This is a genomic window from Amycolatopsis eburnea, assembly GCF_003937945.1.
Classification (GTDB): Bacteria; Actinomycetota; Actinomycetes; order Mycobacteriales; family Pseudonocardiaceae; genus Amycolatopsis; species Amycolatopsis eburnea.
The window spans coordinates 188,949-215,443 of the sequence record NZ_RSEC01000062.1; the positions used below are offsets into that span (position 1 = coordinate 188,949).

Genomic DNA, 26,495 nt, shown 5'->3' on the forward strand with positions numbered 1-26,495 from the left:
GCGCGAAGCGGCCGGTATCTGGGACGATTCAGGAATGGCCACACGACCCTCCGCCGACCACGTCCTCGCCGGGCGCCCCTTCCCGCTCGGAGCCCACCCCGAGGCCGGCGGCGTGCGGTTCGCGATCACGTCCGCCGTCGCGGACGCCGTCGAGCTGTGCCTGATCGACGCCGACGGGTCGGAACGCCGGATCGCGCTCACCGAGCGCACCTTCGGTGTCTGGCACGGCCTGGTACCCGGGGTGACGCCGGGGCAGCGCTACGGCTACCGGATCCACGGCCCGTACGACCCCGCCCGCGGCCTGCGGTGCAACCCGCACAAGCTGCTGGTGGACCCGTACGCGCGGCAGATCACCGGGGGACTGACCGACCTGGCCGCGGCACAGGGCTTCAACGGCGACCCCGAGCGCGGGCCGATGTCCACTGTGGACTCCCTGGGCAGCGTGCCGCTGTCGGTGGTCACCTCGCCGGGCGGGCCGGACACCGGCGTCAAGCCGGAGGTGCCGTTCGAGGAAGCGGTGGTCTACGAGCTGCACGTGAAGGGGTTCACCCGGCAGCACCCGTTCATCCCCGAGGCGCTGCGCGGCACCTACCTCGGCCTGGCCCACCCGGTCGCGATCGAATACCTGACCCGGCTCGGCGTCACGTCGGTGGAGCTGCTGCCGGTGCACTCGTTCCTCGACGAGCCGTCGCTGGTCCGCGCCGGGCGGCACAACTACTGGGGGTACTCGCCGCTCGGCTTCTTCGCGCCGCACGCCGCCTACGCCAGCGAACCGGGCCACGAGGTCGAGGAGTTCCGGCTGATGGTGGCCGCCCTGCACGCGGCGGGCATCGAAGTGATCCTCGACGTCGTGTTCAACCACACCTGCGAGGGCGGGCCGGACGGGCCGACGCTGAGCTTCCGCGGGCTGAACGCGCCGGTGTACTACCTGCACACCGACCGCGGGCACATGGCCGACATCACCGGCTGCGGCAACACCCTGGAGGCGGGCTCGCCGACCGTGGTGCGGCTGGTGACCGACTCGCTGCGCTACTGGACGCAGGAGATGGGCGTCGACGGCTTCCGGTTCGACCTGGCCAGCACGCTCGGGCGGCCCCGCGGGGGCGCGTTCGACGCGGCCTCGACGCTGCTCACCGCGATCACCACCGACCCCGTGCTGTCCCGGTGCAAGCTGATCGCCGAGCCGTGGGACGCGACCGGCGAGGGCTACCGCGTCGGCGGCTTCGGCGCCCAGTGGGCCGAGTGGAACGGCCGCTACCGGGACACCGTGCGCGACTTCTGGCGCGGCGCGACCGGCGTCCGCGACCTCGCCTACCGGCTGTCCGGTTCGTCGGACCTCTACGACCACAACCTGCGCCGGCCGTGGCAGTCGATCAACTTCGTCACCGCGCACGACGGCTTCACGCTGCGGGATCTGGTGTCCTACAACGAAAAGCACAACGAGGCCAACGGCGAGGACAACCGCGACGGGACCAACGACAACCGCTCGTGGAACCACGGCGCCGAGGGGGAGACCGCCGACCCGGCGATCCGCGCGCTGCGCACCCGGCAGGCCCGGAACATGTTCGCCACGCTGCTGCTGTCCACCGGCACCCCGATGCTCACCATGGGCGACGAGTTCTGGCGGACCCAGCACGGCAACAACAACGCGTACTGCCTCGACGACGAAACGTCCTGGCTGGACTGGACGCCGGACGACCCCGAAGCCGAGGCCATGCTCGCGTTCGCCCGCCGGGTGGTGCGGCTGCGCGCGAACAGCCCGGCGCTGCGGCAGCCGGAGTTCTTCGAAGGCCGGACCACCCCGACCGGCAAGCCCGACCTGGTCTGGTTCCGCCCGGACGGCGAGGAGTTCGCCGAGAACGACTGGTTCGAGGAGCGCCACACGCTCGGCATGTGGATCGACGGCTCGAACAGCCAGGCCCGCAACCGCGAGGGCGCGCTCGTGCCCGACCACTCGTGGCTGCTGTGGCTGCACGCGGGCGACGCGCCGGGCGAGGTCGTCCTGCCGGGCCGGGAGTACGGCGAGACGTACAAGCCGACGCTCGACACGAGCACCGCGGACGGCAGCCCGGCCAACCCCGGCGTGCTGGAGGCCAAGAGCCGGGTGACGCTGCAGTCGCGGTCCCTGCTGTTGCTGCGCGCCCCGCGGCTGGCCGCGGACCCGGCACCGGAGACCTACTGACCGGTACCGGACGCATCTTTCGTCCGTTCGGGTAAGGCTCCGCACTGTTGGGGTGCGCGTGTCGCCGCGGCTCGGCGTCGCGTGCGCGTAACGAGCCGGACATCCGGCCGAAATTCCTTGCTGGAACAGCGTTTCGACCGGCGGCGGGTGGGTACACACCTAAAGAGCCCTGCCTCGTAGGCGCTTGATCGTGTCAGGCAGACTGTCGTCGCCTGCGTCCAACCGACACACCGAGGGGCGTTGCCCATGACCGGCCGGCTCGGCATCGACGACGTCTCCCCCAGCGTGAGCTGCGGCCGGTATCCGGCCAAAGCCGTTGTGGGGGAACACATCCCGGTCACCGCGACCGTCTGGCGGGAAGGGCACGACGCCGTCGCCGCCACCGTCGCGTGGCGTGGTCCCGGCGACCGCCTGACGCGCCAGACGCGGATGGTGCCGCGCGGACCCGATCACCCCGACGAGTTCGCCGCGGTGATCGTCCCCGACACGACCGGGCCGTGGACCTTCCGGATCGACGCCTGGAGCGATCCCTGGGCGACGTGGGAGCACGCCGTCGAGGTGAAGGTCGCCGCCGGGCAGGGGCCCGAAGACCTCGCCAACGACATCGAAAACGGCGCCCGGCTGCTGGAGCGCGTCTCCCGCCGTCCCGACCGCCGCGCGGAGAAGGCGCTGCTGACCGGCGCGGTGACCGCGTTGCGCGACGAGACGCGCGGCCTCGCCGAGCGCGTCGGGCCCGCGCTGTCGCCCGAAATCCGCCAGCTCATGCGCGAATTCCCGGTGCGCGAGCTGATCACCAAGGGCAAGCCGTTCAAGGTCTGGGTCGACCGGCGGCGCGCCGCGTACGGCTCCTGGTACGAGTTCTTCCCGCGCTCGACCGGCGGGCTCGACGTCGAGGGCAAGCCGGTGCACGGCACCTTCACCACCGCCGCGGCCGCGCTCGACCGGGTCGCGAAGATGGGCTTCGACATCGTCTACCTGCCGCCGATCCACCCGATCGGCCGGGTGAACCGCAAGGGCCCCAACAACACCCTCGACGCCAAGCCCGAAGACGTCGGCTCGCCGTGGGCCATCGGCGCCGACGAGGGCGGGCACGACTCGATCCACCCCGACCTCGGCACCTTCGAGGACTTCGACGCCTTCGTCGCCCGCTCCGAGGAGCTGGGCATGGAGGTCGCGCTCGACTTCGCGCTGCAGGCCGCGCCCGACCACCCGTGGGTCCTGAAGAACCCGGAGTTCTTCACCACCCGCCCGGACGGCTCGATCGCCTACGCCGAGAACCCGCCGAAGAAGTACCAGGACATCTACCCGATCAACTTCGACAACGACCCCAAGGGCGTCTACGAAGAGATGCTGCGGGTGATCACCGTCTGGATCGACCACGGGGTCAAGATCTTCCGGGTCGACAACCCGCACACCAAGCCGCCGGACTTCTGGGCCTGGCTGATCCAGTCGGTGAAGGACGCCCACCCCGACGTGCTGTTCCTGGCCGAGGCGTTCACCCGGCCGGCGCGGCTGTGGGGCCTGGCCCGGCTCGGCTTCACCCAGAGCTACACCTACTTCACCTGGCGGACCGGCAAGCAGGAGCTGATCGACTTCGCCGTCGACCTGCGCGACCACTGGAACGAGGGCAGGCCGAACCTGTTCGTCAACACCCCGGACATCCTCCACGAGTCGCTGCAGCGCGGCGGCCCCGGCATGTTCGCGCTGCGGGCCGCGCTGGCGGCGACGATCTCGCCGACGTGGGGCGTCTACTCCGGCTACGAGCTGTTCGAGCACGTCCCGGTCCGCGAAGGCAGCGAGGAGTACCTGGACTCCGAGAAGTACCAGCTGCGGCCGCGCGACTTCGAGCGCGCGCTCGCCGAAGGGCGCTCGCTGGAGCCGTGGCTGGCCAAGCTGAACGCCGTCCGCAAGGCGCACCCGGCGCTGCAGCAGATGCGCACCCTGCACTTCCACCACGTCGACAACGACGCGCTGCTGGCCTACTCCAAACAGGACCCGGCCACCGGCGACACCGTGGTCACGGTCGTCACCCTCGATCCGTACGGGCCCCAGGAGGGCACGCTCTGGCTGGACACCGGGGCGCTCGGGTTCGAGGCGCACGAACGGCTGATCGCGCACGACGAGGTCACCGGCGACACGTGGGACTGGGGACCGGCGAACTACGTCCGGCTCGAACCCTGGCGGGCCGTGGCCCACGTGGTGTCGGTCCGGCGGCGGCTGGCCGGGTAGCAGGGAAGGAACGGATCGAGGGACTGAGGTGGAGCAGATGGCGGAAGAAGCCCGCCCCGACGCGGCGCTCGGGCTGGACGGCGTGCCGCACACCGGTGAGGCGATCACGGCCGACGGCATGCTGGTCGAACCCCAGGCCGGGGACTTCCGCTCGGCGCAGCAGGCGCCCAGCAACCCGGAGTGGTTCAAGGGCGCGGTGTTCTACGAGGTGCTGGTGCGCGCCTTCGCCGACTCCAACGGCGACGGCACCGGCGACCTGAGAGGGCTGGCCGGCCGGCTGGACTACCTGGCGTGGCTCGGCATCGACTGCCTGTGGCTGCCGCCGTTCTACGCCTCGCCGTTGCGCGACGGCGGGTACGACATCAGCGACTTCCGGGCGGTGCTGCCGGAGTTCGGCAGCGTCGAGGACTTCGTCTTCCTGCTGAACGAGGCGCACCGGCGCGGCATCCGGGTGATCACCGACCTGGTGCTCAACCACACTTCGGACGCGCACCCGTGGTTCCAGCAGTCGCGCAACGAACCCGACGGCCCGTACGGCGACTACTACGTGTGGAGCGACGACGACTCGCGCTACGCCGACGCGCGGATCATCTTCGTCGACACCGAGACGTCGAACTGGACCTACGACCCGGTGCGCGGCCAGTTCTACTGGCACCGGTTCTTCTCCCACCAGCCGGACCTCAACTTCGAGAACCCCGACGTCCAGAACGCCATGATCGACACCCTGCGGTTCTGGCTCGACCTGGGCATCGACGGGTTCCGCCTCGACGCCGTGCCGTACCTGTTCGAGCAGGAGGGCACCAACTGCGAGAACCTGCCGCGCACGCACGAGTTCCTCAAGCGCTGCCGCAAGGTCGTCGACGACGAGTACCCCGGGCGCATCCTCCTCGCCGAGGCCAACCAGTGGCCCTCGGACGTCGTCGAGTACTTCGGCGACCCGCAGGTCGGCGGCGACGAGTGCCACATGGCGTTCCACTTCCCGCTGATGCCGCGGATCTTCATGGCCGTGCGGCGGGAGTCGCGGTTCCCGATCTCGGAGATCCTGGTCCAGACCCCGCAGATCCCCAGCGGCACCCAGTGGGGCATCTTCCTGCGCAACCACGACGAGCTGACCCTCGAGATGGTCACCGACGAAGAGCGCGACTACATGTACGCGGAGTACGCCAAGGACCCGCGCATGAAGGCCAACATCGGCATCCGCCGGAGGCTGGCCCCGCTGCTGGACAACGACCGCAACCAGCAGGAGCTCTTCACCGCGATGCTGCTGTCCCTGCCGGGCTCGCCCGTTCTGTACTACGGTGACGAGATCGGCATGGGAGACAACATCTGGCTCGGCGACCGCGACGCGGTGCGCACCCCCATGCAGTGGACCCCGGACCGCAACGCCGGGTTCTCCTCCTGCGACCCGGGCCGGATCTACCTGCCGGTGATCATGGACCCGGTGTACGGCTACCAGGGCCTGAACGTCGAAGCGCAGTCGAACAACGCGTCCTCGCTGCTCAACTGGACCCGGCGGATGATCGAGGTGCGCAAGGAGCACCACGCGTTCGCCGAGGGCGACTTCATCGACCTCGGCGGGTCCAACCCGAGCGTGCTGGCCTACAAGCGCCAGTGGCGGCGCCCGGACGGCGGCGAGGACGTCGTGCTCTGCGTGAACAACCTCTCCCGGTTCCCGCAGCCGGTGGAGCTGGACCTGACCGGGCACCGCGGGTGCACGCCGGTGGAGCTCACCGGCGGGGTGCGGTTCCCCAGCATCGGGGAGCTGCCGTACCTGCTGACCCTGCCGGGCCACGGCTTCTACTGGTTCCAGCTGACGAGCCCGGGAGACGAAGGCGAAACGAGGTGAGTCCCTTGTCCGACCCGCGCGAGCTGGTCGACGACCTGACCGGCGACCTGAAGCGCTGGCTGCCCGAGCAGCGCTGGTTCGCCGGCAAGGACCGGCCGGTGACCGGCGTCCGGCCGCTCGGCGTGACCGAGCTGCTCACCGGTGATCCGCAGCTGCTGCACGTGGTCGTGGAAGTGGCCCAGGACGACCGGCGCGAGCCGTACCAGCTGCTCGTCGGGCGGCGGACGCACCCGCCGGAGATCGCGTCGACCAGCTGGATCGGCGCGGTCGGCGACCTGAACGCGTACGAGGCGTCCGGCGACCTGGACCTCACCGGCGTGCTGCTGGACCTGATGGCGCGCGAGGACGCGGTGGGGTCGCTCGTCTTCGAGCACGAGCCGGGCGCGGAGCTGGAGACCGGCCTGCGGGCGCGGCCGATCTCGTCGGAGCAGAGCAACACCTCGCTGGTCTACGGCGGGCAGTACATCCTCAAGCTGTTCCGCAAGCTGACCCCGGGCAAGAACAAGGACCTGCTGCTGCACCGCGCGCTGCAGGGCGTCGGCAGCAAGCACATCGCGCCGGTGCTCGGGTCGATCACCGGTGACCTCGGCGGCGAGCCGACCACGGTCGGCATGCTGCAGCACTTCGTCGCCGACGCCGTCGACGGCTGGGCGATGGCCACCACCAGCGTGCGCGACCTGATGGCGGCGCCGGAGCTGCACGCGGAGGAGGTCGGCGGCGACTTCGCCGGCGAGGCCGAGCGGCTGGGGCGCGCCGTCGCCGAGGTGCACGCCGACCTCGCCGAGGCGCTCGGCACGGAGACCGTCGACGCCGACGAGCTGGAGCGCACGACGAAGGCGATGGCCGCCCGCCTGGACACGATCGCCGGGCGGGTCCCGGAGCTGGCGGCGCACGCCCCGGCGCTGCGGTCGGCGTTCGAGAAGCTGGAGTCGCTGCCCGCCGGCGCGGTGACCATGCAGTACATCCACGGCGACCTGCACCTGGGCCAGGTGCTGCGGACCGTCGGCGGCTGGCTCCTGATCGACTTCGAGGGCGAGCCCGCGGCGCCGGTGGAGGAGCGCCACGCGCTGCGGTCGCCGTTGCGCGACGTGGCGGGCATGCTGAGGTCGTTCGACTACGCGGCCCAGCAGCTGCTGGTCGGGCAGCCCGACGAGCCGGCGCTGGCCGAGCGGGCCTGGGAGTGGTCCCAGCGCAACCGCGCGGCCTTCTGCGAGGGCTACGCGGCGGTCGCGGCGGACCCGCGCGAACAGGGCGAGCTGCTGCGCGCCTTCGAACTGGACAAGGCGGTCTACGAAGTGGGCTACGAGCACGCGAACCGGCCGGACTGGCTGGGCGTGCCGCTCGCTTCGATCGCCCGGATCACGAGTGGAGAGGGATGACACCGTGAACGCCGTTCCGGATGGCCTCCCGGCCGCGGCCCCGCCCGCCGCCGACATCGACCGGCTGCTGGCCGGTTCCCACCACGACCCGCACTCCGTCCTCGGCGTGCACCCGGCGGGCAAGGGGTTCGTGGCGCGGGCGCTGCTGCCCGGCGCCAAGGCGGTCACGCTGAGCGCGGGCGAGCAGCGGTACCCGATGGAACCGGTGATCGACGCGCTGTTCGCCGTCGCGGTGCCGGAGCACCCCGGCGACTACCGGCTGGAAGTCGAGTACGACGGGCACACCGCGACCGCCGACGACCCGTACCGCTGGCTGCCCACGGTGGGCGAGCTGGACCTGCACCTGATCGGCGAAGGCCGGCACGAACGGCTGTGGGAAGCGCTCGGCTCGCACGTCCGGTCGTACGAGACGGCGAACGGCGTCGTCGAGGGGACGTCCTTCGCGGTGTGGGCGCCGAACGCCCGCGGCATCCGCGTGATCGGCGACTTCAACGGCTGGGACGGGCGCGGGCACCCGATGCGCTCGCTCGGCTCGTCCGGGATCTGGGAGCTGTTCGTCCCCGGCGTCGGCCCGGGCACCTGCTACAAGTTCCGGATCCTCGGCGCGGACGGCAACTGGCACGAGAAGGCCGACCCGATGGCGTTCGCCACCGAGCAGCCGCCCGCGACGGCGTCGGTGGTCACCACGTCCGCGTACCTGTGGAACGACGACGAGTGGGTCGCCCAGCGCGAGGCGACCGAGTGGGCCGCGGCGCCGATGAGCGTCTACGAGGTGCACCTCGGCTCGTGGCGGCCCGGGCTGGACTACCGCGAGCTGGCCGACCAGCTCGGCGACTACCTCGTCGAGACCGGCTTCACGCACGTCGAGCTGCTGCCGGTGTCGGAGCACCCGTTCGGCGGCTCGTGGGGCTACCAGGTGACGTCGTACTACGCGCCGACGTCCCGCTTCGGTTCCCCGGACGACTTCCGCTACTTCGTCGACCGCCTGCACCAGCGCGGGATCGGCGTGCTGGTGGACTGGGTGCCCGCGCACTTCCCGCGCGACAGCTGGGCGCTGGCGAAGTTCGACGGCACCGCGCTGTACGAGCACGCGGACCCGCGCCGCGGCGAGCAGCCCGACTGGGGCACGCTCGTGTTCGACTTCGGCCGCAACGAGGTCCGCAACTTCCTCGTCGCCAACGCGCTGTACTGGATCGAGGAGTTCCACCTCGACGGCCTGCGCGTGGACGCGGTGGCGTCGATGCTGTACCTCGACTACTCCCGCAAGGAAGGGGAGTGGCTGCCGAACCAGTACGGCGGCCGCGAAAACCTGGACGCGGTGCGGTTCCTGCAGGAGCTGAACGCGACCGTCTACAAGCGACACCCGGGCATCGTGATGGTGGCCGAGGAATCGACCGCCTGGCCGGGCGTCACGCGCCCGACGCACCTGGGCGGCCTGGGTTTCGGCTTCAAGTGGAACATGGGCTGGATGCACGACACGCTCCGGTACCTGTCGCACGAGCCGATCCACCGCGCGTACCACCACAACGAGATGACGTTCTCGCTCGTGTACGCGTGGAGCGAGAACTTCGTCCTGCCGCTGTCGCACGACGAAGTGGTGCACGGCAAGGGATCCCTGTGGGGCCGCATGCCGGGCGACGCCTGGAACAAGGCGGCCGGGCTGCGCTCGCTGCTGGCGTTCATGTGGGCGCACCCGGGCAAGCAGCTGCTGTTCATGGGCGGCGAGTTCGGCCAGGAGGGGGAGTGGTCGGAGCAGCGCTCGCTCGACTGGCACCTCCTGGAGGAACCGCTGCACCGCGGGATCCAGGACCTGCTGCGGTCGCTGAACTCGGTGTACCGGTCGACGCCGGCGCTGTTCAGCCAGGACACCTCGCCCGAGGGCTTCGCCTGGATCGACGCGAACGACTCGAGCGGCAACGTGCTCAGCTTCCTGCGCCTCGGCACCGACGGCTCGCGCCTGGCGTGCGTGGCGAACTTCGCGGGCATCCCGCACCACGACTACCGCGTCGGCCTGCCGGCCGCCGGGCGGTGGCGCGAAGTCGTGAACACCGACGCGGAGGCGTACGGCGGATCCGGGGTGGGGAACCTCGGGCTCGTGGAGGCGACCGAGGAGCCGTGGCACGGCCAGCCGGCCTCGGCGGTGCTGCAGCTGCCGCCCGCGGGCGTCCTGTGGCTGGTCGAAGAGACCGACCCCGCTTGATCCCCGGCCGGGGGCGCCACTTTCGTAGGGAAAGTTGCGTCCCCGGCGCTACCATCGGGGGATGGACGGCTCCGGCGTCCTCGCGAACCTGATCCTCTTCGCCGTGGTCTGCTTCGCTCCCACGGTGCTGTTCTGGTGCGCGCTGCGCGTCCCGCGGCTGGTCCACCGGATCCGCGCGAAGCGGAGCGCGCCGGCGCCGTCGGGACCGCCGATCGAGCGGGTCGCCGCCGACCTGCGCCGCGTGCACCGGCTGCTCGCCGGCTACCCCTCCGGCACGCCCGCCGCCCGGCGCTTCGGGACCCGGCAGGCCTACGACGAGCTGCTCACCCAGGCCTGCCGCCAGGTCGGCGTCCCGCACCGGCTCGCCGAGCTGCCCGAGGGGATGGACCGCGAGATCGAACGGCTGCGCGTCGAGCAGTCGCTGCGGGAGCGCGGGCTGGCCGTCCCCTGAGTTGTACGGCTCGTGTACGGGGCCGGGTCACGCTGCGGGCATGCGCTTCCTGATCGGTTTCGTGACGCTGCTGCTGCTCGCCCTGGCGCCGCCGGCCCGGGCCGCGGCGAACTTCCCCCGGCTGGCGTCGGTCGACGACTACCGGCTGACCGCCGGGGACACCTTCGCCACGTACGGCTCGAGGGTCGCCGCGCTGGATCGCCAGCTGCCGCCGCGCGGGCTTTCGTCGTTGCTGGGGGACACCAACCGCAAGGCCCGCCCGCTCTGCCACGGCACGTACCTCGCCGCGGCGCTGAAGCCGGCCGGGTTCTGCTGGGAAGACGCCAACGACGACAAGACCAACGACTGGATCCCGCAGGGCCTCACCGGCTCCGGCGACGCCGACCCGGCGACCGGCACCGCCGCCGGCAAGCGCGTCGCCGCGACGTCGTGGCACACCCCGGGCGACACCATGGTCCGGCTGTCCTTTGTGGACGCGACCGGGCTCGGGTACCGGCACGTCCTGCTCGTGGAACCGACTTCCGACACCGATTTCGCGGTCGTGGCGGGTCACGGGCACGGCATGACGTGGTCGGGCAACCTGTTGTACGTCGCGACCACCGGCGGCCTGATCCGCGTCTTCGACACCACCCGCTTCTGGAAGGTCGACGCGAGCGCGGGCACGGTCGGCCGCGGCGCGGACGGCAAGTACCACGCGGCGTTCTACGACTACGCGATGCCTCAGATCGGCGCGTACTGGTACCCGGGCGGCGGCGCCTGCACGACGGCGGTGGGTGCGCGCCCGTGCCTCTCTACGCTGTCGTTCGACCACAGCGACTCGACGTTCGTGACGGCGGAACACGCCCCGGAGGCGGGCGGCCGGATCCTGAAGTGGCCGTTCGACCGCACGACGGGCCGCCTGGTGCCGTCGGCCGACGGCCTGGTGCACGCTGCCGAAGGGTTTTCCTCACCGGTGTGGGGCGTGCAGGGCGCGGTGTCGCGGAACGGCTACTTCGTGCTGACGGGCGTGTGCCCGGAGTACGCGGGCGTGGCGGGCGACCACCCGTCCTGCCTGCACGGCGGGGTCGGGGGCGTGTCGACGTCGAGGCTGGCCGGGCAGGCGCCGGTGAACAGCCAGAACCTGTCGTACTGGCCGGCGACGGGGGAGCTGTGGCTGCTGAACGAGCAGCTGCGGGAGCGGGTGGTGGTGCACGTGCCCTGGACGACGTTGACCGGACGGGCCTGAAACGCGGAAGAACCCCGCCACCGAGGTGACGGGGTTCTTCCGTATGCCGTGACTCAGTCCAGGTAGTCGCGCAGCACCTGGGACCGCGACGGGTGGCGCAGCTTAGACATCGTCTTCGACTCGATCTGCCGGATGCGCTCGCGGGTCACCCCGTACACCTGGCCGATCTCGTCGAGCGTGCGCGGCTGGCCGTCCGTGAGGCCGAAGCGCAGGCGGACCACGCCCGCCTCGCGCTCGGACAGCGTCTGCAGCACCGACTGGAGCTGGTCCTGCAGCAGCGTGAACGACACCGCGTCCACCGCGACGACCGCTTCGGAGTCCTCGATGAAGTCACCGAGCTGCGAGTCGCCCTCGTCGCCGATCGTCTGGTCGAGCGAGATCGGCTCACGCGCGTACTGCTGGATCTCCAGGACCTTCTCCGGGGAGATGTCCATTTCCTTGGCGAGCTCCTCGGGCGTCGGCTCGCGGCCGAGGTCCTGCAGGAGTTCGCGCTGTATGCGGCCGAGCTTGTTGATGACCTCGACCATGTGCACCGGGATGCGGATGGTGCGGGCCTGGTCGGCCATCGCGCGGGTGATCGCCTGGCGGATCCACCACGTGGCGTACGTCGAGAACTTGTAGCCCTTGGTGTAGTCGAACTTCTCCACCGCGCGGATCAGGCCGAGGTTGCCCTCCTGGATCAGGTCCAGGAACGCCATGCCGCGGCCGGTGTAGCGCTTGGCCAGCGACACCACGAGCCGGAGGTTCGCCTCCAGCAGGTGGTTCTTCGCCCGCTCGCCGTCGCGCACGATCCACTTGAGATCGCGGCGCATCTGCGTGACGAGCTTCTCGCCCTCCTCCTCGGCGGTGCGCACGCGCTCGGCGGCGTAGAGCCCGGCCTCGATCCGCTTGGCCAGCTCCACCTCCTCCTCCGCGTTCAGCAGCGCGACCTTGCCGATCTGCTTGAGGTAGGCACGCACGGAGTCGGCCGACGCGGTGAGCTCGGCGTCCTTGCGCGCCTGGCGCAGCGCCTCGGACTCCTCCTCGTCCCAGACGAAGTCCGGGTTGTCGGAGCCCTTGGCGGCCTTGTCGGCGGCGGCGCCACGGCGGCGCTGCGCCGGGGTCTCCTCGTCCGCTTCCTCGTCGTCGTCCTCGTCGTCGTCGGCCGAACCGGAGTCCGGCTCGTCGTTGACGGTTTCGTCGACGACGTCGACCTCGACCTCTTCCAGGTCCGACAGATCGGGCGAGTCGAGTTCGGCTTCGTCGAGTTCGCCAGGACCGTCCGGATCGCCGTCTTCGGTCTTCGCGCCCTTGGTCACGGCCTTCTTCGCCGGGGCCTTCTTGGCCGGGGCCTTCTTGGCGGTGGTGGTCTTGCGGGCCGCAGGCTTCGCCGTCCCGGTGGCTGCCTCTTCGGCCGGCTCTCCGGCTGCGGTCGCTGTCTTCGTCCCGCCTCGGGTTGCGGTTCTTGCGGCTGCCACTTACGCCCTTTCGCAGCGGTCGATCATGACGAGCAACGGCCTGGCGGCCACTGCTGCCTCACATTCGGGGATCACGCCTCGGCCTGCGGTTTTGCCCTCCGCAGCCGTGGGCCGTGTTCCATTGTAACGACGGTACGCGCATGCGGTGCGAAGCGATCACCCTCAGCCGCGTCGCGAGCGCCGGATCAGTGCTGGATGCCCTCGGCCGCGGCGGCCGCGGCGCCGACGATCCCGGCGTTGTTCTGCAGCGTCGCGACCAGCACCGGAGTGCGGATGTCCAGCAGCGGCACCCATTTCTCGGCCTTCTTGCTGACACCGCCGCCGACGATGAACAGGTCCGGCCAGATCAGGTTCTCGAGCACGGTCAGATAACGGTGCACCCGCTTGGCCCATTCGGGGTAGGAGAGCCCCTCGTTGTCCTTCACCGACGCCGCCGCGCGCTTCTCCGCGTCGTGGCCGTCGATCTCGAGGTGTCCGAACTCGGTGTTCGGGACGAGCTTGCCGTCCTGGAACACCGCGCTGCCGATCCCGGTGCCGAAGGTGAGCAGCGCGGTCACGCCCTTGCGCGCGACCGGGTCGCCGAAGCGGATCTCGGCCATGCCCGCCGCGTCGGCGTCGTTGAGCATCGCGACCTGGTCGACGCCGCGGCCGAGCCGCTTGGCGAACAGCGCGTCGGCGTCGGTGCCGATCCACTGCTTGTCGATGTTGGCCGCGGTGTGCGCGACGCCCTTCTTGACGACGGCCGGGAGCGTCACGCCGACCGGGCCGTCCCAGCCCGCCTGCGTGACGATGTCGTGCACGACGTCCGCCACCGCCGACGGCGTGGACGGCTTCGGCGTCTCGATCCGGACCCGGTCGCCGATCAGCCGGCCCTGCTCCAAGTCGACCAAGGCGCCCTTGATCCCGCTGCCGCCGATGTCGATGCCGAAACCTCGGCGGGTCGCCTCCACCACGGACGTGGTCCCTTCTCGCACGATTCAGAAGCCTGCCTCGGAGACTTTAACCGGATGTGGTGACATGGCGGACGTGGGAGTTGACGAGTCGTTGCTGAAAAGCGTCGCGGAGCAGGTCGCGACGGAAGCCGCCGAGCTGGTCCGCGAGGCCTGGGAGGGGATGGCGAACGGTCGTTCGGTGGCCGTCGGGACCAAGTCCGCGGACACCGACGTGGTGACCGCGGTCGACCACGAGTCCGAACGCCTGATCCGCGCCCGGCTGGCCGCGCTGCGGCCGGGCGACGAGGTGCTGGGCGAGGAGGGCGGCGGTGCGGCGGGCGACGGCGTGACCTGGGTGGTCGACCCGATCGACGGCACGGTCAACTTCCTCTACGGGCTGCCGTGGTTCGCGGTGTCGGTGGCCGCCCAGGTCGACGGCGAGTCGGTGGCGGGCGCGGTCGTGGAGCCGGCCGGCGGCCGCGTCTGGACGGCGGCCCGCGGCCAGGGCGCGTTCCTGAACGGCCGCCGCTTGGCGGTGTCGGAGCCCGCGCGGCTCGAACTGGCTTTGGTCGGGACCGGTTTCGCGTATTCGGCCGAGCGCCGGACGCGGCAGTCCCGCTTCGCGGCGGAGCTGCTGGGGCGGGTGCGCGACATCCGCCGCAACGGGGCGGCGTCGCTGGACCTGTGCGCGGTGGCGGCGGGCTGGCTGGACGCGTACTTCGAGCACGGCCTGCACCGCTGGGACTGGGCGGCGGGGGCCCTGATCGCGGCGGAGGCGGGCGCGGTGGTGTCCGTGCCGGGGTCGGTGCCGGAGCTGGGCGCGGACGCGACCTACGCGGCGGCGCCGTCGATCGCCGATCCGCTGCGGAAGCTGCTGGCCGAGTGCGGGGCGGGGGAGGTCTGAGCCGGCCGGTCCGCCCCTCCGCGATGTCATGAAAGGGTCGTTCATCTCGCCAGACGACATGAACGACCCTTTCACGACATCCCCGTGACGCCGGGCAGACCACGCGGCCGGCCCGCGGCCGGTCACCCGCTCGCCGCCGCGACTTTGCCGGGACCCTGTCGTTTGGCGGCCGGAACTGTCGGTGCCTCCCGGTAGCGTGGAGATCGGGGGCGCCCCCACGCGCGGGGGTTGTGGCGTTGGGAGCCGGGGAAGTCAGCAGGCGACGTCGCGGGCCGAGGCCAGCAGGGTCTGGTCGATCACCGGGGCCTTCGCGCCCGCCGACTGCTCGTTGCCGCCGCCGCCCTGGTGGGTCCTGGACCAGTCGGCGAGCTGGGTGAGGATCTGGCGGGCTTCGGGGCGCGGCCGGATGTCGCCGAAGAGGGAGCCCGTCACCAGGTCGACGCTCGCGTCCTTGCGGTTGTCCTGCACCAGCTCGGCGCACGGGACCACCAGGCTCAGCGTCCGCGCCGCGGTGACGCCGTTCTCGCCGAAGCGGATCTGGCCGCGGCACTTGGCCACCCGGCCGTCGTAGGCGGGGTCGTTGGCCGGCTCGCCGGCGCCGGTGAAGCCCAGCTCCTTGAGCGCCGTGGTGGCGATGCCGCCCTGGCCGCGGGTGCTCGACGCGTTGAGGACCTTCACCGCGACCTTGTCCGGCGGGATCGGCGCGCGGTCGTCGAGGGAGTTGTGCGGGACGGTGCTGAACGTGACACCCGGCGGCGGGCTCGCGGGCGGGTCGCACTTCACGGCCTCGTCGACGTCGCCCTTGCCGACCGCCGCGTTGATCCAGACGATGATCGCGCCGAGGGCGAGCACGCCGATGACGATCAGCGCCGGCAGCGGCTTGTGCTTGCGATACGGCCGCGCCCCACGGTCCCCGATGCCGTTCCCCGACGCCACCTGCCCGTCCCTTCCCGAACACCGAAACCGACCGTGCGAACCCCGGCACCCGTCGTGGCCGATCAGCCTAGGCGCTGCGGCCGGCGCGCCTCGTTCCGGGTCACCCCGCCGGAACGCCCGATCCCCGTGCGGCGATCGCACCACGCCCGGCCGGCCGGGGCAAGCGGACACGGGCCGCCTGTGGGGTTCTCCACCCGTGGGCAACCCGAACGGACGACAACGCGTCTTACCTGCGGGTTCCCCCTGTCGGGTGACGAATCCCCGGCAATGTCTGACTCGTTGCAGAACCGTCGCGGGCGTGAGCTACCCTTCCCGGGCTCCGGCCGCAGGAAGAGGCGCGAAAAGAAGAGACCTCGGTCACTTCGGCCGTCGGGCACAAACGAGGGCCCTGGAACGTTGACCAGCGGCACGGCGGACTCACGGGGCGACCCGGGGGTCCGGAGAAAAGAACACACAAGCTGATCGCAGGGGTGAGGGACAAGATGGCTACCGACTACGACGCTCCGCGCCGCAGCGAAGCCGACGAGCTGGCCGAAGACTCGTTGGAGGAGCTCAAGGCCCGGCGGAACGAGAACCAGTCCGGCGTCGTCGACGTCGACGAGGACGCGACCGCCGAGAACTTCGAGCTGCCGGGTGCCGACCTTTCCGGGCTTTCCGGTGAGGACATGACCGTGAAGGTGGTGCCGAAGCAGGCGGACGAGTTCACCTGCTCCGTGTGCTTCCTGGTGCACCACCGCAGCCGGCTGGCCGAGGACAACGGCGGACGCCTGATCTGCCGCGACTGCGCCTGACGAGCGCGGGGGTTCTCGACACAGGGGACGAACAGACGCGACGGAGAGCCTCGAGGGACACCCAGGGGGAGGCTCGAAGCGCGCTGGGGACAAAGGGGCCGGCCGGCGGGCCGGCCCCTTTCCCATGTCCGGAGGGGGTCAGGTGCCCTTGAGCAGCTCGGCGACGCGCTCGGGGTGCCGGGTGCTGAACAGCCAGTACGGCGTCGGGTCGCTCGCGTCGGTGAGGCGGACCTTGACCACCGGGCCGACCCAGCCGCGGTGCAGCACGTAGGCGGCGGGGTCGCCGTCGCGCCCGAGCGCCTTGCGCTTGGCTTCCTTGTCGAAGATCTCCACCTCGCCGGCGTAGCGCAGCGGCAGGTGGGCGTCGCCGACCCACAGCTCCGGCTCGTCGCCGCCGGTGACGCGGACCTTCGACCGGCCCAGCGACAGCAGCAGCGCCACCACGACCGGCAGCGCGATCACGTACGGCAGCCACGCCCGGATCCCCGGGTAGCCGAGGTCGATCTCGGCCGCGAGCAGGACCGCGCCGAGCACCGGCAGCGGCCAGCCCCACCACGGGACGTACAGCCGCTCGGAGTGCCGGACCGCGGCACTAGCGGCCGTCTTCGCTGATTCACCCACGGGTAGAGAGTAATCTCGCCGCCCGTGTCCAGCGTTCAGGTACTCCTCTCCCGGCTCGACCCGGATGTCCCGCTGCCCGCCTACGCCCGGCCGGGCGACGCGGGCGCCGATCTCGTCACCACCTCGGATATCGTCCTGGCACCCGGGGAACGCGGGGTGGTCGGCACCGGTGTGGCGATCGCGCTCCCGCCCGGGTACGCGGGGTTCGTCCACCCGCGCTCGGGCCTGGCCGCCCGGGTCGGGCTGTCGGTGGTGAACACCCCGGGCACGATCGACGCGGGCTACCGCGGGGAGATCAAGGTCTGCCTGATCAACCACGACCCGGTGCACCCGGTGGAGCTGACGCGCGGCGACCGCATCGCCCAGCTGGTCGTGCAGCGGGTCGAGCACGCCGAGTTCGTCGAGGTCGCGGAGCTCGACACCACCGAACGGGGTGCCGGCGGCTACGGATCCACCGGCGGACACGCCACACTGGGAGCACCGGCGCTCGCCGCGAGCGCCGGCGCGGGGGAAGGAACGGAGAAGTAGTGGGGATTTTCGGACGCAAGCGGCGGACCGAGGGCGGGTCCGCCGGCAGGCACGCCGCGCCCGAGGCCGAAGACACGATCGAGGACGAGCCGTACGACGACGAGGAGGCGGAGCTTTCGGACGTTTCCGACGGCCCGTTCGACGTCGCGGACTTCGACGACGACGGCGTCCCGCGGATCGACCTCGGCTCGGTGAAGGTGCCGGTGCCCGACGGTTCCCAGGTCCAGGTCGAGATGGACCCGGAGACCGGGGGCGTGCGGGCCGTGCACGTCGTCACCGAGCAGGGCCAGATCACGGTCAGCGCGTACGCCGCGCCGCGGTCGGGCGGGCTGTGGCGCGAGGTGAGCACCGAGCTCGCCGAGCAGCTGCGGGCCGACGGCGCCAAGGTCAACATCGGCCGGGGCAAGTGGGGCCTGGAGATCTCGGCCATCGTCAACGACGTCGCGCTGCGCTTCGTCGGCGTCGACCGGCCGCGCTGGATGCTGCGCGGCGTGATCGCCGGGCCGCAGTCGGAGGCCGCGGCTGCCGTCGAGGTGCTGCGCGAGATCGTCCGCCGCACGATCGTCGACCGCGGCGACGCCCCGATGCCGGTCCGCACCCCGCTGACCATCACGCTGCCCGAGGCCGTCGCCGAGCACATCGCGGCCCAGCAGCAACAGGGCTGACGCTCATTCCGTGAAGGCCTCCTTACCGGCACTTATGACCGGTAAGGAGGCCTTCACGGCGTTTCGAGGGCCCGCAGGAAGGCGAGGACGGTCGCCCGCCCGAGGGACTCGCGGTCGGCGCCCAGCGCCGTGAGCGTCGTCTCGCCGAGGACGCCGCGGGGGAGTGCCGTGGCCCACTCCGATGCGACTTTCGTCGGGTGGATCGGATCGTCGGTGCAGGTGCCGATCCCGGCCGGGACGGCGAGCCGCGCCAGCTCCCCGAGGGTGGGCGAGGGACGGCCCGCCGCGACGCGCAGGCCGTCGGCCAGCCCGTCGCCGTGGCGGCGCCACGCCCGGTCCAGTTCGGCCCGCAGCCAGTCCGGGCTGCCCGCGGTCTGCGCCAGCGCGGCCGCCACGCCGGAACCGGCCACCAGATCCGCGGACAGCGTCGCGGCGAGCGATGCGGGTGCTGAGCCGGGGACGCCGTTCCAGGCCGGGAGAGCGGCCAGCAGGCCCCCGCAACGGCCCGGGTTGCGCACCGCCCACTCGGCAGCCAGGTGTGCACCGAACGAGATACCGCCCACGAGCAGCTCGCCGTGGTCGGCCGCCAACGCGTCCAGGGTCGCCAGGTAGCCGTCGGCCAGCGCCGCGCCCGGGGGTGGCGGTGGCGCGATGAGCGGGACACCGAGGGCGCGCAGGGGCCCTTCGAAGACGGCCCGGACGAACACTTCGTCCGAGCCGGTGCCGGGCAGCAGCACCGCGGCGGGAACTCTGATCGCGGACGTCACGTTGCGATCTTTGCGCAAAGGCGTTTCCCTGGCGGGGACCGCAGTACGCTGGAATCGCACGGGCCGCAAGCAGTTATGTCGGGGGCCCCGGAGCACAGGAGCACCTATGTCCGCCAAAGACGGCGGCTACTTCAGCCGGCTGGTACGCAAGCTGACCAGCGACGTCGAGGATCTCGACGCAGACGAAATGTCGATGAGGTCGGGCGCCGAAGGGGCGCAGCGGGCCTGTGACTGCCGTTCCGGTGAAGAGGTCACCGTGATGGGGAGACTGCGCAGCGTGGAGCTCTGCCCGACGAACGAGGCCGCCACCCTGGAGGCCGAGCTGTTCGACGGAACACAGGGCGTGACGCTAATCTGGCTCGGCCGCCGCCGGATCCCGGGCATCGAGCCTGGCCGGACGATCAAGGTGCGCGGCCGGATGGCCGAGCGTGACGGCCAGAAGGTGCTGTACAACCCCTATTACGAGCTCCAGAGCCCAGTGAGTTGATCACCCATCGTGACTGAACCCGCCCCGAGCGAGAAGACCGACGACGAGCCGCAGCCGACCTTGCTCGAGCAGATGGGCGGCGTGTCCGGCCTGATCTACTCGTCGCTGCCGGTGATCGTCTTCGTGCTGGCCAACTCGTTCTTCGGGCTGACCGCGGCCATCTGGACCTCGATCGGCAGCGCGGTGGCCATCACCGTGCTGCGGCTGGTCCGCAAGGAGCCGCTGCAGCCGGCGATCTCCGGGTTCTTCGGCGTCGCGATCGCGGCGTTCATCGCCTACCGGACGGGGTCCGCGAAGGGCTTCTTCCTGTTCGGGATCTACGCGAGCCTGATCTACTGCGGCGTCTTCGTGCTGTCGGTGGTGGTCCGCTGGCCGATCGCGGGCGTCGTCTGGAACATGCTCAACGGCAGCGGCCACGCCTGGCGCAAGGACAAGCCGTCCCGCTACGGCTACGACATCGCCACGCTGGCGATGGCCCTGATCTTCGCCGCCCGGTTCGTGGTCCAGCGCTGGCTGTACCAGGAGGACTACACGGGCTGGCTGGCCTTCGCGAAGATCGCGATGGGGTACCCGCTGTACGCGCTGGGCCTGCTGGTGGTCGTGTGGGCGGTGCGGCGGTCGGACAAGCGCCTGAAGGCGCTGGCGGAGACCGAGCCGAAGCCGGAGACGGACGCGGAGGTCGAAGCCCGGCTGCGCGAGAAGTACGCGGCTCCCGAAGCCTGATCGAGCCACGCAGAAGGCCCCCGGCGCGCACGCCAGGGGCCTTCTTCACGTCCTCAGTACCCGAGCGCCGTCCGGATCTCCGGCTCCACGTCCGAGGTCGCCACGAACAGCAGCTCGTCGCCCGGCTCCAGCGGGTCCTCCGGCTGCGGCACGATCACCCGGTCGCCGCGCAGGATCGTCACCAGCGCCGCGTCGCGCGGCAGCGACAGCTCGCTCACCGGCTTCCCCGCCAGCGGCGTCTCGGCCGGCAGGGTCAGCTCGACGAGGTTCGCGTTGCTCTGCCGGAACGTCATCAGCCGCACCAGGTCGCCGACGCTGACCGCCTCCTCGACCATCGCCGCCAGCATCCGGGGCGTCGAGACCGCCACGTCGACGCCCCAGGCGTCGGTGAACAGCCACTCGTTGGCCGGGTTGTTCACCCGGGCCACCACGCGCCGCACCGCGAACTCCGTCTTCGCCAGCAGCGAGACCACCAGGTTGGCCTTGTCGTCGCCGGTCGCGGCGATGACGACGTCGCACTGCTCGATCCCGGACTCCTCCAGGATCGACACCTCGCAGGCGTCGCCGAGCACCCAGTCGGCCTGCTCGACCGCGTGCGGCTCGAACTGATCCGCTTCGCGCTCGATGAGCATCACCTGGTGCCTGCCGTCGATCAGCTCGGCGGCGATGGAGCGGCCGACCGCGCCCGCGCCCGCAATCGCGACCCTCATGCCTCGTCCTCCGGTTCGCGGTGCGCCACGCTGGTCACGTCGCTGACGGTGCCGGACCGCGCGGCCACCCACACGTCGTCGCCGTCCTGGACCACGGTCTTGTTGTCCGGCAGCACGGGCGTGCCGAAGCGCATGATGAACGCCACGCGCGCGCCGGTCGCCTCCTGCAGGGACCGGACGGAGTGCCCGACCCAGCCCTCGTGCAGCGGCAGCTGCAGCAGCGCGACGTTGCCCGACGGGTCCCGCCACGCCGACGCCACGCCGTCCGGCAGCAGCGTCCGCAGGAACCGGTCGGTGGTCCACGGCACGGTCGCCACGGTCGGGATGCCCAGCCGCTCGTACACCGCCGCGCGCTTGTGGTCGTAGATCCGCGCGACGACGTGCTCGATGCCGAAGTTCTCGCGCGCGACCCGCGCCGAAATGATGTTCGAGTTGTCGCCGCTGGACACCGCCGCGAACGCGCCGGCCCGCTCGATGCCCGCCTCGACGAGCACCTTGCGGTCGAAGCCGACGCCGACGACCTGCTGGCCGTGGAAGTCGCTGCCGAGCCGGCGGAACGCCTGCTGGTTCTTGTCGATGACGGCCACCTCGTGGCCGAGCCGCTCCAGCGCAGCGGCCAGGGACGCGCCGACCCGGCCGCATCCCATGATCACCACGTGCACGCCCTGCCTCCTCTTCGGCGGTTACCCGTCCGTTCCTACCCCGACATGCCAGCGCCGAACCTACCGTGTGCTCCGCCGGTTAGGCTTTCGTGGTGTCGAAGTTCCCGACCGTGCTGAAACGCCTGGTCCTCGGACGTCCGTTCCGCAGTGACAGGCTCTCTCACACGCTCCTGCCCAAGCGCATCGCGCTGCCGATCTTCGCGTCCGACGCGCTCTCGAGCGTGGCGTACGCACCCGAAGAGATCTTCCTGACACTGAGCGTGGCGGGTCTCTCGGCGTACGCGCTGGCGCCGTGGATCGGCGTCATGGTCGCCCTGGTCATGCTGGTCGTCGTCGCGTCCTACCGGCAGAACGTCCACGCCTACCCGAGCGGCGGTGGCGACTATGAGGTCGCCAACACCAACCTGGGCGGCAAGTTCGGGCTGACCGTGGCCAGCGCGCTGCTCGTCGACTACGTGCTGACCGTCGCCGTGTCCACTTCGTCCGGTGTGGCCAACATCGGGTCGGCCGTCCCGTGGGTGGCCCAGCACAAGGTGCTCGCCTCGATCGTCATCGTCGTCGTGCTGACGTCGCTGAACCTGCGCGGCATCCGCGAGTCGGGGAAGGCCTTCGCGATCCCGACATACGGCTTCATCCTGGGCATTCTGGCCATGGTGGTGTGGGGCCTGCTGCAGGCGGCCACCGGCACCGAGATGAAGGCCGAGAGCGCCGGGTTCACGCTGAACGCCGAAGGCACCTTCGCCGGCGTCGCGTACGCGTTCCTGGTGCTGCGGGCGTTCTCCTCCGGCGCGGCGGCGCTGACCGGGGTCGAGGCGATCAGCAACGGCGTCCCGGCGTTCCGGAAGCCGAAGTCGAAGAACGCGGCGACCACGCTGCTGATGATGGGCGTGCTGGCGGTCACCATGCTGGTCGGCATCATCACGCTCGCCACGATCACCGACGTCAAGTTCGCCGAAGACCCCGCGGAGCAGCTCGCGGGCGCGCCGGCGGGCTACGAGCAGAAGACGATCGTCGCGCAGATCGCGCACGCGGTGTTCGCCGACTTCCCGCCGGCGTTCTACTACATCTCCTTCTCCACCGGCATCATCCTGCTGCTGGCCGCGAACACCGCGTTCAACGGCTTCCCGGTGCTGGGCTCGATCCTGGCGCAGGACCGCTACCTGCCGCGGCAGCTGCACACCCGCGGCGACCGGCTGGCGTTCTCCAACGGGATCCTGTTCCTGGCGGCGTTCGCGCTGGTGCTGATCATCGCCTTCGACGCCGAGGTCACCCGGCTCATCCAGCTCTACATCGTGGGCGTGTTCGTGTCGTTCACGGTGAGCCAGGCCGGCATGATCCGGCACTGGAACCGGTTGCTGGCCAAGGAAACCGACCCGGGCGTGCGGCGGCGGATGCGGCGCTCGCAGACGGTGAACGCGATCGGCCTGACCATGACCGCGACCGTGCTGGTGATCGTGCTGATCACGAAGTTCCTGCTCGGCGCGTGGATCGCGATCGCCGCCATGGTGGCGATCTACGTGCTGATGACGGCGATCCGGCGGCACTACGACCGCGTCGCCGACGAGCTGAAGGACCTCGGCGACACCCCGACCGTGCTGCCGTCGCGCAACCACGCGATCGTCCTGGTGTCCAAACTGCACCGCCCGACGCTGCGCGCGCTGGCCTACGCCAAGGCGATGCGCCCGGACGTCCTCGAGGCCGTGACGGTCAATGTGGACGACGCGGACACGCGACGGCTCACCGCCGAGTGGGACGCGCACAACTTCAAGGTGCCGCTGAAGGTCGTCGAGTCGCCCTACCGCGAGATCACGAAGCCGGTGCTCGACTACGTGAAGCGCGTGCGCGGCGACAACCCGCGCAACGTGGTGACCGTGTTCATCCCGGAGTACGTGGTCGGGCACTGGTGGGAGCAGGTGCTGCACAACCAGAGCGCGCTGCGGCTCAAGGGGCGCCTGCTGTTCCAGTCCGGCGTGATCGTGGCGAGCGTGCCGTGGCAGCTGGAGTCCTCGGCCAAGGCGGCCGCGCGCGTCCGGAACGAACGGCCCGCGGCCGGCGACGTCCGGCGCGGGTTCTCGCCCAACGGCAAGCAGGCGGCCGCGCCGAAGCCCAAGGAGCCCGCCGAATGACGAGCTGGCTGGGCCGGGTCCTCGAGGTGGAGGTCGGGCCGGTCGCGCACGGCGGCCACTGCGTCGCGCGCGCCGACGGCCGGGTCGTGTTCGTCCGGCACGCGCTGCCGGGGGAGCGGGTCCGCGTCGAGGTCACCGAGGACAACGGCGGTTCGTTCTGCCGCGGCGACGCGGTGGAGGTGCTGTCGGCCGCCGAGGCGCGGGTCGAGCCGCCGTGCCCCCTCGCGGTGCCCGGCGGGTGCGGCGGGTGCGACTGGCAGCACGCGACGCCGCCGTACCAGCGCGAGCTGAAGGCCGCCGTGGTGGCCGAGCAGCTGCGGCGGCTGGCGGGGATCGAGCGCGACGTCGTCGTGGAGGCGCTGGAGGGCGGGCCGCTGGACTGGCGCAGCCGCGTCCGCCTGGTCGCCGGCCAGGACGGGCGCGCGGGCCTGCGCGCCCACCACAGCCACCGCGTGGTGCCCCTGGAGAAGTGCCCGATCGCGGTGCCGGGCGCGCTGGACGACGTCCTCGCGCGCCGCTGGCGCCCGGGCACCGAGCTGGAGGTGACCAGCGACGGCGACGGCACGCGGCACGTGCGCGAGCTGTCGACGGTCCGCGGCAAGGTCCGCGCCCGCCAGCTGTCGGGCGGCGTCGCGGTCCAGCACGCGGCGGGCCGCGACTGGCGCCTCGACGCCCACGGCTTCTGGCAGGTCCACCCGGCGGCGGCGCCCACCTTGGCGGCGGTCGTCGCGGACTGGGCGGAAGCCCCGGCGGGCGGCTCGGCGTGGGACCTGTACGCGGGGGTCGGGCTGTTCGCGTCGGTGCTGGCTTCGCAGGTCGGCGCGTCGGGCCGCGTCCTGGCGGTCGAGTCCGGGCGGCGCGCGGTGTCCGACGGCGAGCGGAACCTGGCGGATCTCCCGCAGGTGTCGTGGCAGGCGGGCCGTGTCGAGCACGTGCTGGAGGCGGCCGAGAAGCCGGTCGACGTCGTGGTCCTGGACCCGCCCCGCAAGGGCGCGGGCAAGGCGGTCGTGGAGTCGATCGTGGCGGGTTCCCCGGACCGGATCGTGTACGTGGCCTGCGACCCGGCGGCCCTGGCCCGCGACCTGGCGACGTTCGCCTCGCACGGGTACTCGCTGACCGATCTGCGGGCGTTCGACGCCTTCCCGATGACGCACCACGTGGAGTGCGTGGCGCTGCTGTCCTGAGTTTTTTGTCGGTGGTGGCGGTCACACTGTCGGCATGACTCCACTCGAGGACTTCGACACGGCGGCTTCGACGGTGACCGGCCTGGTATCGGCGGTCACCGACTGGCGCGCGCCCACGGCGTGCGCGGACTGGGACGTGCGCGCGGTGGTGAACCACCTGGCCCACGGGAACGCGAAGGTGGCGTTCTGGGCGGGAGCGGGCCCGCCCGCGCCGGACGGTGACTATTTGGGAGCGTCGCCGGTCGAATCGTTCGCGGCGTCGGTCTTGCGCGCGCGTTCGGTGCTGACTTCACCGGGGCTGCTGACGCGGAAGGTGACGACTCCGCTGGGCGAGGTGCCGGGGGTGTTCCTGGTGCACATGCGCGTGAACGAGTACGTGGTCCACGGCTGGGACATCGCGGACGCGACCGGCGCTTCGACGGACCTGCTGCCGGATCTGGCGGCGGGGGCGCTGGAGCAGTGGCGATCCCGGTTCGGTTCGGCACCGCGGCAGGCGGGCGGGCCGTTCGGGCCGGAGGTGGCAGCACCGGAGGGCGCGACGGCGGCGGACCGGCTGGCGGCGTTCTTGGGGAGGAGGTCGGTGCGGAACTGAGGGGTGCCTGGCGGCGGGGTGGGTTGCTGCGGCGGGGTGGTTTCGCGCGGCGGTTGGCGGGCTCGTAGCTGCGGCTCGTGCTGCCTGCCTGCGCGGGCGGCGTCCTCGCCTTGCTCGCGGCCGTCCGCCAGGCGGCCGGCGTGCGCTGCCGGCCGCCGCGCGGGCGAGCCGTGCGCTGCGGCGCCGAGCACCGCCGAGCGAGCCGTGCGCTGCGGGCCGGCGCGCGCGGCCGGGCTGATGTTCGCCGTCGAGTGCTGACGGCGTGGCGGGTGGTTTCGCGCGGCTGTCGGCGGGCTCGCAACCGCGGCTCGTGCTGCCTGCCCTGCGCGGGTGGCGTCCTCGCTGCGCCCGCGGCCGTCCGCAGGCGGCCGGTGCGCGGCGCCGAGCACCGCCGGGCGAGCCTTTCGCTGCGGCGCCGTGCACCGCTACGCGAGCCGGATGCTCCCGGCCCGTGTCAGCCTGCTCGCCGCACCGCGAAGGCCGCCGCCAGTCCGGCGGCCGTCATCGCCACCCCCGACGCCAGCAGCACCCACGCCCCGGCGCCCGGCACCACCCGCGCCGCCGGCTGGAAGCGGGCCACCCCGGGCAACGTCACCACCAGGTGGCGCAGCACCACGCCCGTCACCACCAGCCCCGGCAGGCACGCCATCGCCAGCGGCTCGTCCTGGCGCCGCGCGAACGTCAGGTACGCCAGCGTCCCCGCGACCAGGACCGCCGCCGCGCAGACGAGGCGCAGGCCCACGTCCAGTTCCGGGTCCGGGGTGCCCGGGGGCAGCGCGGCCGGGAACGACGCCGTGCGCAGGGTCAGGCCCGCGATCACCCCGAGCCCGGCGACCGCCACCAGCGCGGCTCGCGGCCCTCGCCACTGCGTCACGTCACGCAGCATAAAACGCTGGGC

The 26,495-nt window shown here is 71.7% G+C and carries 24 protein-coding genes; 16 read left to right on the forward strand and 8 right to left on the reverse strand.

The genetic code is table 11. The features are described from left to right. The first annotated feature begins 34 nt into the window (after positions 1–34). From glgX to EIY87_RS43090, 7 genes are all read left to right on the forward strand, one after another. The gene (glgX, locus tag EIY87_RS43060; RefSeq protein WP_125315764.1) at positions 35–2,182 is read left to right on the forward strand and encodes a glycogen debranching protein GlgX; all 2,148 of its coding nucleotides are present in this window, start codon (positions 35–37) and stop codon (positions 2,180–2,182) included. 246 nt (positions 2,183–2,428) lie between these two features. Continuing rightward, on the forward strand, positions 2,429–4,411 hold the full coding sequence (locus EIY87_RS43065) for a maltotransferase domain-containing protein (RefSeq protein ID WP_125315765.1): 1,983 nt from the start codon (positions 2,429–2,431) through the stop codon (positions 4,409–4,411). A gap of 37 nt (positions 4,412–4,448) precedes the next feature. Next, complete coding sequence (gene treS, locus EIY87_RS43070) at positions 4,449–6,257, forward strand: maltose alpha-D-glucosyltransferase (protein ID WP_125315766.1); 1,809 nt, start codon at positions 4,449–4,451, stop codon at positions 6,255–6,257. Between the two features lie 5 nt (positions 6,258–6,262). Continuing rightward, positions 6,263–7,636: a maltokinase N-terminal cap-like domain-containing protein gene (locus EIY87_RS43075; RefSeq protein ID WP_125315767.1), complete on the forward strand. Its 1,374-nt coding sequence runs from the start codon at positions 6,263–6,265 to the stop codon at positions 7,634–7,636. Positions 7,637–7,640: 4 nt separating this feature from the next. Then, positions 7,641–9,836 (forward strand): 1,4-alpha-glucan branching protein GlgB, encoded by a 2,196-nt coding sequence (gene glgB / locus EIY87_RS43080; RefSeq protein WP_125315768.1) that lies wholly within the window; start codon positions 7,641–7,643, stop codon positions 9,834–9,836. 61 nt (positions 9,837–9,897) lie between these two features. Beyond that, positions 9,898–10,287 carry a hypothetical protein gene (locus EIY87_RS43085; RefSeq protein ID WP_125315769.1) on the forward strand — a complete coding sequence of 130 codons (390 nt, stop codon included), beginning with the start codon at positions 9,898–9,900 and terminating at the stop codon, positions 10,285–10,287. A gap of 40 nt (positions 10,288–10,327) precedes the next feature. Next, entirely contained in the window at positions 10,328–11,512 is a 1,185-nt protein-coding gene (locus tag EIY87_RS43090; RefSeq protein WP_125315770.1) for a hypothetical protein, read from the forward strand. A gap of 53 nt (positions 11,513–11,565) precedes the next feature. Here the strand turns inward: EIY87_RS43090 and EIY87_RS43095 are convergent, their stop codons facing one another. After that, positions 11,566–12,969, reverse strand: coding sequence for an RNA polymerase sigma factor (locus EIY87_RS43095; RefSeq protein WP_125315771.1), 1,404 nt, complete (start codon positions 12,967–12,969; stop codon positions 11,566–11,568). Between the two features lie 185 nt (positions 12,970–13,154). Next, on the reverse strand, positions 13,155–13,922 hold the full coding sequence (gene ppgK / locus EIY87_RS43100; RefSeq protein ID WP_125315925.1) for a polyphosphate--glucose phosphotransferase: 768 nt from the start codon (positions 13,920–13,922) through the stop codon (positions 13,155–13,157). Positions 13,923–13,986: 64 nt separating this feature from the next. On the opposite strand from ppgK, the gene EIY87_RS43105 reads away from it, so the two are divergent. Next, on the forward strand, positions 13,987–14,805 hold the full coding sequence (locus tag EIY87_RS43105) for an inositol monophosphatase family protein (RefSeq protein ID WP_125315772.1): 819 nt from the start codon (positions 13,987–13,989) through the stop codon (positions 14,803–14,805). Between the two features lie 252 nt (positions 14,806–15,057). On the opposite strand, the gene cei is transcribed toward EIY87_RS43105, so the two are convergent. Next, positions 15,058–15,741 carry an envelope integrity protein Cei gene (gene cei, locus EIY87_RS43110; protein ID WP_125315773.1) on the reverse strand — a complete coding sequence of 228 codons (684 nt, stop codon included), beginning with the start codon at positions 15,739–15,741 and terminating at the stop codon, positions 15,058–15,060. 482 nt (positions 15,742–16,223) lie between these two features. Between cei and EIY87_RS43115 the strand changes: the two genes are divergently transcribed. Then, a complete protein-coding gene (locus EIY87_RS43115; protein WP_013224476.1) occupies positions 16,224–16,532 on the forward strand; it encodes a DUF4193 domain-containing protein in 309 nt (102 codons plus the stop codon). Between the two features lie 138 nt (positions 16,533–16,670). Here EIY87_RS43115 and EIY87_RS43120 read toward each other — a convergent pair whose 3' ends face one another. Continuing rightward, positions 16,671–17,153: a DUF3093 domain-containing protein gene (locus EIY87_RS43120; protein ID WP_125315774.1), complete on the reverse strand. Its 483-nt coding sequence runs from the start codon at positions 17,151–17,153 to the stop codon at positions 16,671–16,673. 24 nt (positions 17,154–17,177) lie between these two features. Here EIY87_RS43120 and dut point away from each other — a divergent pair, with 24 nt between their 5' ends. Next, the gene (gene dut / locus EIY87_RS43125) at positions 17,178–17,681 is read left to right on the forward strand and encodes a dUTP diphosphatase (RefSeq protein WP_125315775.1); all 504 of its coding nucleotides are present in this window, start codon (positions 17,178–17,180) and stop codon (positions 17,679–17,681) included. Then, positions 17,681–18,346: a DUF3710 domain-containing protein gene (locus EIY87_RS43130; protein WP_125315776.1), complete on the forward strand. Its 666-nt coding sequence runs from the start codon at positions 17,681–17,683 to the stop codon at positions 18,344–18,346. Before dut ends, EIY87_RS43130 begins: the two co-directional genes overlap by 1 nt. 53 nt (positions 18,347–18,399) lie before the next feature. On the opposite strand, the gene EIY87_RS43135 is transcribed toward EIY87_RS43130, so the two are convergent. Next, complete coding sequence (locus EIY87_RS43135; RefSeq protein ID WP_125315926.1) at positions 18,400–19,083, reverse strand: alpha/beta fold hydrolase; 684 nt, start codon at positions 19,081–19,083, stop codon at positions 18,400–18,402. A gap of 136 nt (positions 19,084–19,219) precedes the next feature. Between EIY87_RS43135 and EIY87_RS43140 the strand changes: the two genes are divergently transcribed. Both EIY87_RS43140 and EIY87_RS43145 read left to right on the forward strand, forming a co-directional pair. Continuing rightward, a complete protein-coding gene (locus EIY87_RS43140) occupies positions 19,220–19,600 on the forward strand; it encodes an OB-fold nucleic acid binding domain-containing protein (RefSeq protein WP_003074944.1) in 381 nt (126 codons plus the stop codon). Between the two features lie 9 nt (positions 19,601–19,609). Further along, on the forward strand, positions 19,610–20,323 hold the full coding sequence (locus EIY87_RS43145) for a DUF3159 domain-containing protein (RefSeq protein ID WP_125315777.1): 714 nt from the start codon (positions 19,610–19,612) through the stop codon (positions 20,321–20,323). Between the two features lie 53 nt (positions 20,324–20,376). Here the strand turns inward: EIY87_RS43145 and EIY87_RS43150 are convergent, their stop codons facing one another. Both EIY87_RS43150 and EIY87_RS43155 read right to left on the reverse strand, forming a co-directional pair. After that, positions 20,377–21,033, reverse strand: a complete 657-nt coding sequence (locus EIY87_RS43150) for a potassium channel family protein (RefSeq protein WP_125315778.1) — start codon at positions 21,031–21,033, stop codon at positions 20,377–20,379. Next, positions 21,030–21,695 carry a potassium channel family protein gene (locus EIY87_RS43155; protein ID WP_125315779.1) on the reverse strand — a complete coding sequence of 222 codons (666 nt, stop codon included), beginning with the start codon at positions 21,693–21,695 and terminating at the stop codon, positions 21,030–21,032. Before EIY87_RS43155 ends, EIY87_RS43150 begins: the two co-directional genes overlap by 4 nt. A 92-nt stretch (positions 21,696–21,787) precedes the next feature. On the opposite strand from EIY87_RS43155, the gene EIY87_RS43160 reads away from it, so the two are divergent. The 3 genes from EIY87_RS43160 to EIY87_RS43170 are packed head-to-tail and all read left to right on the forward strand — an operon-like array spanning position 21,788 to position 25,597. Then, positions 21,788–23,821, forward strand: coding sequence for an APC family permease (locus EIY87_RS43160; RefSeq protein WP_191984484.1), 2,034 nt, complete (start codon positions 21,788–21,790; stop codon positions 23,819–23,821). Next, complete coding sequence (locus tag EIY87_RS43165; protein ID WP_125315781.1) at positions 23,818–25,005, forward strand: class I SAM-dependent RNA methyltransferase; 1,188 nt, start codon at positions 23,818–23,820, stop codon at positions 25,003–25,005. The genes EIY87_RS43160 and EIY87_RS43165 overlap by 4 nt, the downstream gene beginning before the upstream one ends. A gap of 34 nt (positions 25,006–25,039) precedes the next feature. Further along, a complete protein-coding gene (locus EIY87_RS43170) occupies positions 25,040–25,597 on the forward strand; it encodes a TIGR03086 family metal-binding protein (protein ID WP_125315782.1) in 558 nt (185 codons plus the stop codon). Between the two features lie 454 nt (positions 25,598–26,051). On the opposite strand, the gene EIY87_RS49090 is transcribed toward EIY87_RS43170, so the two are convergent. Beyond that, positions 26,052–26,471, reverse strand: coding sequence for a hypothetical protein (locus EIY87_RS49090; protein ID WP_263855663.1), 420 nt, complete (start codon positions 26,469–26,471; stop codon positions 26,052–26,054). Positions 26,472–26,495: the final 24 nt, after the last annotated feature.

Bases quoted from the DNA above. Each gene is read 5' to 3' on its own strand.
- glgX (WP_125315764.1), top strand. From the start codon at position 35: ATGGCCACACGACCCTCCGCCGACCACGTCCTCGCCGGGCGCCCCTTC.
- EIY87_RS43115 (WP_013224476.1), top strand. From the start codon at position 16,224: ATGGCTACCGACTACGACGCTCCGCGCCGCAGCGAAGCCGACGAGCTG.
- EIY87_RS43140 (WP_003074944.1), top strand. From the start codon at position 19,220: ATGTCCGCCAAAGACGGCGGCTACTTCAGCCGGCTGGTACGCAAGCTG.
- treS (WP_125315766.1), top strand. From the start codon at position 4,449: ATGGCGGAAGAAGCCCGCCCCGACGCGGCGCTCGGGCTGGACGGCGTG.
- EIY87_RS43165 (WP_125315781.1), top strand. From the start codon at position 23,818: ATGACGAGCTGGCTGGGCCGGGTCCTCGAGGTGGAGGTCGGGCCGGTC.
- EIY87_RS43085 (WP_125315769.1), top strand. From the start codon at position 9,898: ATGGACGGCTCCGGCGTCCTCGCGAACCTGATCCTCTTCGCCGTGGTC.
- EIY87_RS43150 (WP_125315778.1), bottom strand. From the start codon at position 21,033: ATGAGGGTCGCGATTGCGGGCGCGGGCGCGGTCGGCCGCTCCATCGCC.
- EIY87_RS43065 (WP_125315765.1), top strand. From the start codon at position 2,429: ATGACCGGCCGGCTCGGCATCGACGACGTCTCCCCCAGCGTGAGCTGC.
- EIY87_RS43170 (WP_125315782.1), top strand. From the start codon at position 25,040: ATGACTCCACTCGAGGACTTCGACACGGCGGCTTCGACGGTGACCGGC.
- EIY87_RS43105 (WP_125315772.1), top strand. From the start codon at position 13,987: ATGGCGGACGTGGGAGTTGACGAGTCGTTGCTGAAAAGCGTCGCGGAG.
- EIY87_RS43090 (WP_125315770.1), top strand. From the start codon at position 10,328: ATGCGCTTCCTGATCGGTTTCGTGACGCTGCTGCTGCTCGCCCTGGCG.